A 9,191-nucleotide genomic window follows, 5' to 3' on the forward strand; every position below is an offset into this window, starting at 1 on the left:
CGCAGGTGGCGCGACCTGGGTTTCATTGCATCACGGCGGTGGTGTGGGCATGGGCTACAGTCAGCACAGCGGGGTGGTAATTGTTGCGGATGGCACAGATGCCGCCGCAGCAAGATTAAACCGGGTGTTGTGGAACGACCCTGGCACCGGCGTTATGCGCCACGCCGATGCCGGTTATGATATTGCAGTTAATTGTGCCAAAGAACACACCCTGGACTTACCGATGGTAACGGAGTAAACATATGAGTTATACACTGAATTTAGTACCGGGTGAGTTAACACTGGCCCAGTTACGACAAGTACAACAGGGACCGGTTCACCTGACCCTGGATAGTGCTGCGATACCCGCCATTGAAAAATCAGCGGCCTGTGTTGCCAATGTCATCAAACAGAATAAAGTGGTGTATGGCATCAATACCGGCTTTGGTCTGCTGGCCAATACCAGGATTAAAAACGACGAGCTGGAGCTGCTGCAACGCTCTATTGTTCTGTCGCATGCGGCCGGATTTGGCGACTTTATGGATGACAGCACCGTGCGCTTAATGCTGGTCCTGAAAATCAATGCCCTGGCCCGTGGCTTTTCTGGTATTCGCCTCAGTGTGATTGAAGCGTTAATCGACCTGGTAAATGCCGGACTATATCCGTGCATTCCGTTAAAAGGCTCAGTGGGTGCCTCTGGAGATTTAGCACCACTGGCACATATGGTTTTGCCATTGATTGGTGAGGGGGAAGTCAGCTTTCGCGGTCAGATCTATGATGCCACCGAAGGACTGGCTCTGGCAGGCATGGCCCCACTTACGCTGGCAGCGAAAGAAGGGCTGGCATTACTAAACGGCACGCAGGCTTCGACAGCGCTGGCGCTGGAGGGGCTGTTCCGGGCAGAAAACCTATTTGCTGCCGGCACAGTCATTGGTGCCATGAGTGTTGAAGCAGCGCTGGGTAGTCGGGCACCGTTCGATCCCCGTATCCATCAGGCCCGTGGTCAGCACGGCCAAATTGATGCAGCTACATTATACCGTCATCTGCTGACTGACGGCTCCGAAGTAGGTGCATCGCACAAAGATTGCGAAAAAGTGCAGGACCCCTACAGCTTAAGATGCCAGCCACAAGTAATGGGGGCCTGTCTGACCCAAATCCGCCAGGCGGCTGAGGTACTGCAAGTTGAAGCGAATGGCGTAACAGATAACCCGCTGGTATTTGCTGATGACGGCGATATTTTGTCAGGGGGCAACTTTCATGCTGAGCCGGTTGCGATGGCAGCCGATAATCTGGCGCTGGCCATTGCCGAAATTGGCGCCTTATCAGAGCGACGGATGGCCTTACTGATTGATGCAAGTCTGAGTAAGTTGCCAGCATTTCTGGTACCCAATGGCGGAGTCAACAGCGGCTTTATGATTGCCCAGGTGACTGCCGCTGCGCTGGCGTCAGAAAATAAGAGTCTGGCCCACCCGGCGTCAGTTGACAGTCTGCCCACCTCAGCCAATCAGGAAGACCATGTATCAATGGCAACGTTTGCAGCCAGGCGCTTAGCGGAGATGAGCGAAAATACCACCGGCGTGCTGGCGGTTGAATACTTAGCAGCAGCACAGGGACTGGATTTCAGAGCACCTCTTAAAACAACCCCTTTGCTGGAAAGTGCTAAAGCACTGTTACGGCATGATGTCAGCTTCTATAATCAGGATCGCTATTTTGGACCCGATATAGAAAAAAGTGCCAGCCTGGTTCGAAGTGGTATCCTCAATCAGTTTATTCCTACCGAAATTCTGAGTAGTTTTTAAACGGTGGTCTTATTGAACGCGGCTGCACCGGTATAGTGCAGCCGCGCTCACTTTTGCATCAATTTGTCATTTTTGCGACGATTTGTGGCTAGACCAGTATGCTTTTCTTTGCTACCTTGATGTTTTCATTCCAACAACTTGCATTGTCAGCGTCCCCAGACAAGCAGTCATCAACTGGCATAGATTATGACGTTAAAAGTTGCGCATAAAGTCATTCTGGGTTTTGGGTTTATTGCCGCTTTATTGCTGTTTGCCAGCATTTTAGCGCTGTATAGTTTCAATACCGTAACCCGCTATAGTAATGATGTGAATGAGCTTGCGGTGCCGGCTCAGCAACAAAGTAACCTGGCCCAGATCCAGCTGCTGAAACTGGCTAAATTATCGGCACTTGGCTTTACCGCTGAACAACAGACTGAGTTGACCAATTATCAGCAACAATTTACGACAAGTAATGATCAATTCATTGCCCTTATCACTGATTTTAATCAACTTACAGTGAAGGATGATGCGCTGCAGCTGCCGTTACAGTCAGCCCTGACTCATTTTGAACAGTACAGTGACGCAGTTAACGCCATGTTCAGTGCCCGCAGCCAGAGTAATGCAATGGCGACAGCCGTTGCAGCAGAACTGAGTGAACTGGAAACGCTGATAGACGACGCCGGTGCGGGCTTACTGGATCTTGCCGATGCTGACTTATCACTCGACGATGAGTTGATGGAGCAGATAAGCGGCAATGCTAACCGGATTGATGGCCAGATTTTGGGTTTACTCAATACCGTGCGGGAAGTGGCAGCTTATGTTGATCTCGCAGCATTGGAGCGCAATCAGCAGAATATTGGGTTTACCCTCAGTGATATTCAGGTAAATATTGATTATCTGGACCGGCAGATAGCCGGTATCGATACAAACGAGATCTGGCCACAGTTCAAACAGCAATTTGCTGCGCTGACTGAGCAGTTACAGGCAGATACCGGCCTGGTCAGTCTTAAACAGCAACAACTGCAACAACAACAAGCTGCCCGCCGGCAACTGAACAGTTCAGAGCAACAGGTTGCTCAAGCAATTCTGGCACTGGACCAGGTTGTTGAACTGGCGGACCAGCGTTTTAACCAGTTACAGCGTCAGGTATCCGGTGCATTGAACTCGGGCAGCAATCGCACCCTGGTGATGATGTTGGTATTAGTCGTACTGGCAGTGGTAGCCGCTTATTTTACGATAAGTGCGATGCTCAAGCCCTTAGCCGGTATCAATCATATGCTGGGCGACATTGCCAAAGGTGATTTGACCCGGGAGCTGAAAATAGCCCAGCAGGACGAATTTGGCGCCTTATCAGCTAAGGTTAACAGCCTGATTGCGGCGCTGCGCAGTTTAATCACTAATATTCAGCAAAATGCGACGGACCTAAACATCAATGCCAGCCAGTCCAGCAGTGAAGTTCAGGAGATAAGTACCTCCTTACAGCAACAACAACAGCAGATCAGCCGGGTTAACGGCATTACCGGCCAGCTGACTGACAATACTGAAACCGTAGCTAAACAAGCACAACAAGCTGGCGACGCGATGCGTCAGGCGCTGGCGCAAAGTCAGCAAATCCAGCAAATCGCCGACAAGAACAAGCAATTGATCACTGGCCTGGCAAATCAGCTGGCCGCGACCAGTGATGTGATGAACAAGGTCAATGATCAGTCAACCAATATCGGTGGTATTCTGACAACCATCAGCGCTATTGCTGAGCAAACAAACTTACTGGCATTAAACGCTGCGATTGAAGCAGCAAGAGCAGGCGAACAAGGTCGCGGCTTTGCCGTGGTAGCGGATGAAGTTCGCTCGCTTGCTGGTCGGACCCAACAGGCAACAAACGAAATCAGACAGATGATTGCCAGTCTGCAGCAGCAAAGCCAGCACGCTGTTACGTCGGTACTGACCGGCAAAACGGATGCTGAGCAATGCGTTGCCACCACCCAACAGCTTGCGGCCGCCCTGGAAACAGTTAACCAGGCGATGGCACAAACCAGACAAATCAGCGACGCAGTCAATGAAGCCAGTAACAGCCAGCTTGAATTGGGCGCCGCTATCAGTGACAACATGCAGCAAATGGTTCAGCTGGCTAACAGCAGTACCAGTAAAGCGGAACGTACGCTGGCCCACAGCGATGACGTTGCCAGATTAGCTGCGCAACTGCAGACTGCCGCAACCCGTTTTAAAATTAACTGAGATAACTTAACACCTGCTCCGGCCAGCTTTAAATAAAAAAGCTGGCCGAAGCCAGCTATGCAGGAAGTGGAGCAGTCCGTGTTTATTATTTTGATTCCTTTCGCTGCTGAATATCGCTTTTTCTAAACTAAAAATCCTAATGAAACTTTGATATCAGCTCTGTATTATCGGTACCTGCTGAATTTTTGCCCGTTTTTGCTGTTTTCTTAAACTTTTATTATCCAGCAGACTAATATTTGCTTCCTGGGCAAATATCCAGGCCTGATTAGAGAAACCGTTGCGGCTTACCACTATGCCGTCGCTAATATCCACCGCCAGCATATGCTGAAACATAGCCCTGACCTGAGAAATGTCTACTGGCAGGCAACTGGCTTGAATAAGCACCAGGGTGTCGCGCTGGGCCTGGAGTAACAGATAGTCTGCGGCCACTTTACTGCTGGCCGATAACGCCCCCCTGCGGCTTAACAGGCGCTGAGCTTCCTGCAAAAAACGCTGCTGACGATCGCCCCCGCGCAGTAAACTTTGCAGTCGCTGATTAACACCGGCCAGCCGATGCTCGTCATCCAGTTCGATAAAAGCCAGCACGTTACAAAACAGCGCCGCAACAAACATCAGGACAAATACCCACAGCATAAAGGTTGACCAGAATGCCGACAACGTCAGATCCTTATCGTTAAGTAGCAGTGAGTGCTCAGCAAAAAACAAGTAAATGCCACCGGCCACAATGCCAAGCAAGGTACTTATCGAAGAAACCCAAAGCCATTTATTTTTCATAACCACCCCTAACCTGCGTTATCTGGGGTGGATTATCAGTTAATCATCGCTACATCGCTTTACCAAGTTTTGACAAATGTCTTATAAATATCGTCACAACGATAATTGCTGCTGTTTTTCAGACTAATGTTCAGGAAGCACCACATAATTGCCAGTAAACTCCGCACAAATTTGTTGCTGACAGTAGATACCGACCCGGATCCGTTGCCTGACTTTCTGACCGTCGGCCAATGGCGTTAAACAACCGCTGCAGTCCAGCAAATCACAACGTGCTTCAGGCTGACTACTGACCGGGCGCAGATATCTGATGTCGGCATTTGCCAGCACCTGAGCGCCATGCAATCCCAACGCTTTTAGCTGCATATAGAGCATTCCCCAACCGGTTAATGTCGCCAAAGTGTAAATACTGCCGGCAAACATTGTCTGGTGTAAATTTATATTCGGTGCCAGCGGCGCACTGCAGCTAAAGCGGGAACCGTTAAAACCGGTGATTTTAAGCTGCATATAGTTACTCAGCGGGATAGTTTGCTGCCAGGTTGCTGCCAGCTCACGCTGCCACTGTTCAAAGTCAGCAGCGCTTCCAGCTAACCGGATGGATTTCGTCATTTTCAGATGAGGAATACCAAATAATGCTGCAGCCTGCCCTTCCTGCTGGTAACCAAGCTGGCGATAAAAGTCTACCGCTTGCTCTCTGGCATTCAGTTGCAATTGTTGCAGACCAAGAATTACGGCTTGCTGTTCCAGCCCCTGTAATATCATGCGCCCTGCACCTTTGCCCCGCGCCTGCTCTGCCACAGCCATATAACGGATCTGGCCACGGTTCAGGTCAAGCTGATGTAACCTGCCGACGGCCAGCAGTTTGCCCTGACCATCTGTCAGCATCAGATGATATGCCTGAGGTTCAAACTCATCCTGCTCTGACCCGGGCGGCTGGTCCCAAGGTGCCCGCAGCACCTGCCAGCGCAAATGATAATAGGCCTGCCAATGTTCAGGGGTCAGCGGCTGAGTTAACTGCCAGTCAGAAGGAAATGCCATAAGGTGCTCATTATTTATCAGAAAATAAAATCAGCTGGTAAGCAGAAACGTTACCGGGCCATCATTGATAAGACTGACCTGCATATTTGCAGCAAACTGGCCTTGCTTTACCTCGATACCAAACTGAGCCAGTTGCCGGCTAAAATCATGATAATACTGCTCGGCTTTAACAGGGGTGGCTGCAGGCGTAAAGCTCGGCCGAAGGCCACTTTGGGTATCAGCTGCCAGGGTAAACTGGGATACAACTAACACGGCCCCCCCGGCCTGTTGCACATTTAAATTCATTTTGCCGTTGTTGTCACTGAACATCCGGTAGTGCGCTACTTTATGTACCAGCCTGGCAATTGCTGCTTCGCTATCTGTTGCTTCGACAGCCAACAACACTAATAAGCCCGGCCCAATGGTGCTTATTTGCTCTGCAGCAACCGATACCGAGGCCTGGCTGACTCTTTGAACTAACGCCTTCACGCCTGAGACTCTCCCGACTTTTCCGCTTCATCCAGCTCGGCTCTTTGCTGCAGTAAAGCGGTAAGCTCTGCGCCTAGCAATACGACAACCCAGGACAAATAGACCCAGATAAACAGGATTGGCACCAAGGCTAGCGCACCATACAAAGCCTGATAAGACGGAAACTCACTGACATAAAGGGTAAAACCGCGTTTAAAAAACTCGAACAATATGGTAGCCAGCAGTGCGCCCCATAAGGCGTGCCGTGCCCGCACTTTCAGATTAGGCACCAACAGATACAAAATAAAAAAAGCCAGTAGAGACATCACATAAGGAATTATCCATAAGATAAAACTGGTGAGGCCCGGAGTATAATCCTCGGCATAGCGGCTAAATGTCGCCAGATAAGAGGTGACAGCAATGGAGGTGCCAATAAGGACCGGACCGAGTGTCAGAATCATCCAGTAAATTGAAAACGAAATAATCGGCCGTGGTCGCTGTTTCACCCGCCAGATTTTATTTAACGTTTTGTCGATATTATAGATTAGTAACAGGGCAACCACGATTAGCACCAGAATACCTATGGTTGTCATGCCGCGGGTATTACTGATAAATGTATTAATATAACTTTGGATTTCTTCACCACGGGTGGGAATAACATTGGCGAAAATAAACTGCTCTAACTCTGATTTCAGCTCTTCAAACATCGGAAACACGCCGAGCATAGAAAAAATCACTGCAATAAACGGTACCAGAGATAACAAAGAAATATAAGCCAGATACCCTGCCACCATCGTGATCTGATCCTGCTTACAGCGCTGAAAATAAGCGGCAATGAAATTTTTACTCTGGCGCAGATACCGCACCAGTTGTGACTTGTCCATAGCAACTCCTTTCAATCCTGATAGCGGCAAGAATACTCGAAAAATCAACCACAGACCAGCTTTCAGGCTACGGGTATTGCCCCCGCCAGAAACAACAAAGCCAGCATTATGCTGGCTTTGTTTTATTGCGAAAAACGCTTACGCAGCTGGGCCACGGCTGGCGCGTTTGCGGTCGTTTTCAGTTAAATGACGCTTGCGGATACGAATAGATTTCGGGGTTACTTCTACCAGTTCATCATCATCAATAAACTCCAGCGCCTGCTCCAGCGTATAGCGGATGGGTGGTACCAGGTTAATCGCTTCGTCGGTACCTGAAGCACGCACGTTGGTTAATTGCTTACCTTTCAAGCAGTTAACGGTTAAGTCGTTGCTACGGCTGTGAATACCAATAACCTGACCTTCGTACACTTCTTCAGCATGACTGATAAACATCCGGCCGCGTTCCTGCAACGAGAAAATGGCATAACCGGCCGCTTTACCAACGGCATTTGAGATCATTACACCGTTCATTCGCTGGCCAATATTACCCCCTTTGTGAGGTCCATAGTGGTCAAAGGTATGGTACATCAGACCCGTACCTGAGGTGATGGTCATAAACTCAGTACGGAAACCGATTAAACCGCGGCTTGGCATAATAAAATCCATCCGGATCCGACCTTTGCCATCTGGCTGCATATTGGTCATTTCAGCTTTACGCTCACCCATCCGCTCCATGATCGCACCCTGATGCTGCTCTTCACAGTCGATGGTCACGTTCTCCATCGGTTCCATTTTAGCACCATCAACCATTTTCATAATAACTTCTGGCCGCGATACCGCTAACTCGAAACCTTCACGACGCATATTTTCAATCAATACGCCTAAGTGTAACTCGCCGCGGCCAGAAACCTTGAACTTGTCACCGTCTTCAGTTTCTTCAACCCGCAGTGCCACGTTGTGTTTCAGCTCGTGCATTAAACGCTCTAAAATCTGGCGTGATGTCACAAACTTACCCTCTTTACCAGCAAAGGGTGAGGTGTTTACCTGGAAGGTCATCGTAACGGTAGGTTCGTCAACCTGCAGCGCCGGCAATGCTTCAACTTTACTGGTACTACAGATGGTATCTGAAATTTTTAACTCTCCAAGACCGGTGAAAGCAACAATATCACCTGCCTGAGCCTCATTTGTCTCTATACGCTCCAGTCCTAAATAGCCAAATACCTGGCCGACTTTGCCATTACGCTTAGTGCCGTCAGCGCCGACAATCGTTACCTGCTGATTAGGTTTCAGGGTGCCGCGTTTAATCCGGCCAATACCGATAATACCCAGATAGCTTGAATAATCCAGCTGAGAAACCTGAAGTTGTGTTTCACCATTCAGTTCAACTGTTGGCGGCGCAACATGCTTAACAATAGCCTCAAATAAATCGGTAATGTCGGCTTTGGGGTCATTATAGTCAAGCGTTGCCCAGCCATTTAAGGCAGAAGCATACACAATTGGGAAATCAAGCTGCTCGTCAGTCGCCCCTAAGTTATCGAACAGATCAAACACCTGATCGATAACCCAATCCGGCCGGGCACCCGGACGGTCGATTTTATTGACAACCACTATCGGTTTTAAACCATGGGAGAAGGCTTTCTGAGTAACGAAACGGGTTTGCGGCATAGGGCCATCAACCGCATCGACCAGCAGCAGAACCGAGTCGGCCATCGACAGTACCCGCTCCACTTCACCACCAAAATCAGCGTGCCCCGGGGTGTCCAGAATATTAATATGATAGCCGTTCCAGCGTACCGAGGTGTTTTTGGCCAGAATGGTGATACCGCGCTCAGACTCCTGAGCATTGGAGTCCATCATCCGCTCCTGCAACTTGGCGCGGGCATCGAAGGTACCCGATTGTTGCAGCAGTTTATCGACCAGGGTGGTTTTGCCGTGGTCGACGTGCGCGATGATGGCAATATTACGCAGTTTATCTAAAGTTGACGCGGTAACGCTCATGAATCAGTATCCTCTGTGGCACTAGATGACCATAATGACCACCAGGCAAACGCTTTTCAAAAGTAAAGGGCGCATATTCTAC

The 9,191-nt window shown here is 49.5% G+C and carries 7 protein-coding genes and 1 pseudogene; 3 read left to right on the forward strand and 5 right to left on the reverse strand.

Translation table 11 applies throughout. The features are described 5' to 3' along the window. The 3 genes and pseudogenes from R3177_RS10330 to R3177_RS10340 form a co-directional block, all read left to right on the forward strand. Positions 1–238 (forward strand): annotated as a pseudogene (locus R3177_RS10330) (urocanate hydratase); the annotation flags it as partial. A gap of 4 nt (positions 239–242) precedes the next feature. Continuing rightward, the gene (gene hutH / locus R3177_RS10335; RefSeq protein ID WP_318970953.1) at positions 243–1,778 is read left to right on the forward strand and encodes a histidine ammonia-lyase; all 1,536 of its coding nucleotides are present in this window, start codon (positions 243–245) and stop codon (positions 1,776–1,778) included. A 186-nt stretch (positions 1,779–1,964) separates the two neighbouring features. After that, entirely contained in the window at positions 1,965–3,992 is a 2,028-nt protein-coding gene (locus R3177_RS10340) for a methyl-accepting chemotaxis protein (RefSeq protein ID WP_318970954.1), read from the forward strand. Between the two features lie 153 nt (positions 3,993–4,145). Here the strand turns inward: R3177_RS10340 and R3177_RS10345 are convergent, their stop codons facing one another. The 5 genes from R3177_RS10345 to typA form a co-directional block, all read right to left on the reverse strand. Next, complete coding sequence (locus R3177_RS10345; protein ID WP_318970955.1) at positions 4,146–4,766, reverse strand: restriction endonuclease; 621 nt, start codon at positions 4,764–4,766, stop codon at positions 4,146–4,148. Between the two features lie 123 nt (positions 4,767–4,889). Beyond that, a complete protein-coding gene (locus tag R3177_RS10350; RefSeq protein ID WP_318970956.1) occupies positions 4,890–5,801 on the reverse strand; it encodes a bifunctional GNAT family N-acetyltransferase/thioesterase in 912 nt (303 codons plus the stop codon). A gap of 30 nt (positions 5,802–5,831) precedes the next feature. Next, positions 5,832–6,269 carry a D-aminoacyl-tRNA deacylase gene (gene dtd / locus R3177_RS10355; RefSeq protein ID WP_318970957.1) on the reverse strand — a complete coding sequence of 146 codons (438 nt, stop codon included), beginning with the start codon at positions 6,267–6,269 and terminating at the stop codon, positions 5,832–5,834. Continuing rightward, positions 6,266–7,132: a virulence factor BrkB family protein gene (locus R3177_RS10360; RefSeq protein ID WP_318970958.1), complete on the reverse strand. Its 867-nt coding sequence runs from the start codon at positions 7,130–7,132 to the stop codon at positions 6,266–6,268. Before R3177_RS10360 ends, dtd begins: the two co-directional genes overlap by 4 nt. Before the next feature lie 138 nt (positions 7,133–7,270). Further along, on the reverse strand, positions 7,271–9,109 hold the full coding sequence (typA, locus tag R3177_RS10365; protein WP_318970959.1) for a translational GTPase TypA: 1,839 nt from the start codon (positions 9,107–9,109) through the stop codon (positions 7,271–7,273). Positions 9,110–9,191: the final 82 nt, after the last annotated feature.

Origin of the sequence: Arsukibacterium sp. (genome assembly GCF_033722355.1) — a bacterium.
Lineage (GTDB): Bacteria > Pseudomonadota > Gammaproteobacteria > Enterobacterales > Alteromonadaceae > Alishewanella.

Excerpts from the sequence above, each read along its gene's own strand:
- R3177_RS10360 (WP_318970958.1), bottom strand. The coding sequence starts at position 7,132 with ATGGACAAGTCACAACTGGTGCGGTATCTGCGCCAGAGTAAAAATTTC.
- R3177_RS10350 (WP_318970956.1), bottom strand. The coding sequence starts at position 5,801 with ATGGCATTTCCTTCTGACTGGCAGTTAACTCAGCCGCTGACCCCTGAA.
- typA (WP_318970959.1), bottom strand. The coding sequence starts at position 9,109 with ATGAGCGTTACCGCGTCAACTTTAGATAAACTGCGTAATATTGCCATC.
- R3177_RS10345 (WP_318970955.1), bottom strand. The coding sequence starts at position 4,766 with ATGAAAAATAAATGGCTTTGGGTTTCTTCGATAAGTACCTTGCTTGGC.
- hutH (WP_318970953.1), top strand. The coding sequence starts at position 243 with ATGAGTTATACACTGAATTTAGTACCGGGTGAGTTAACACTGGCCCAG.
- R3177_RS10340 (WP_318970954.1), top strand. The coding sequence starts at position 1,965 with ATGACGTTAAAAGTTGCGCATAAAGTCATTCTGGGTTTTGGGTTTATT.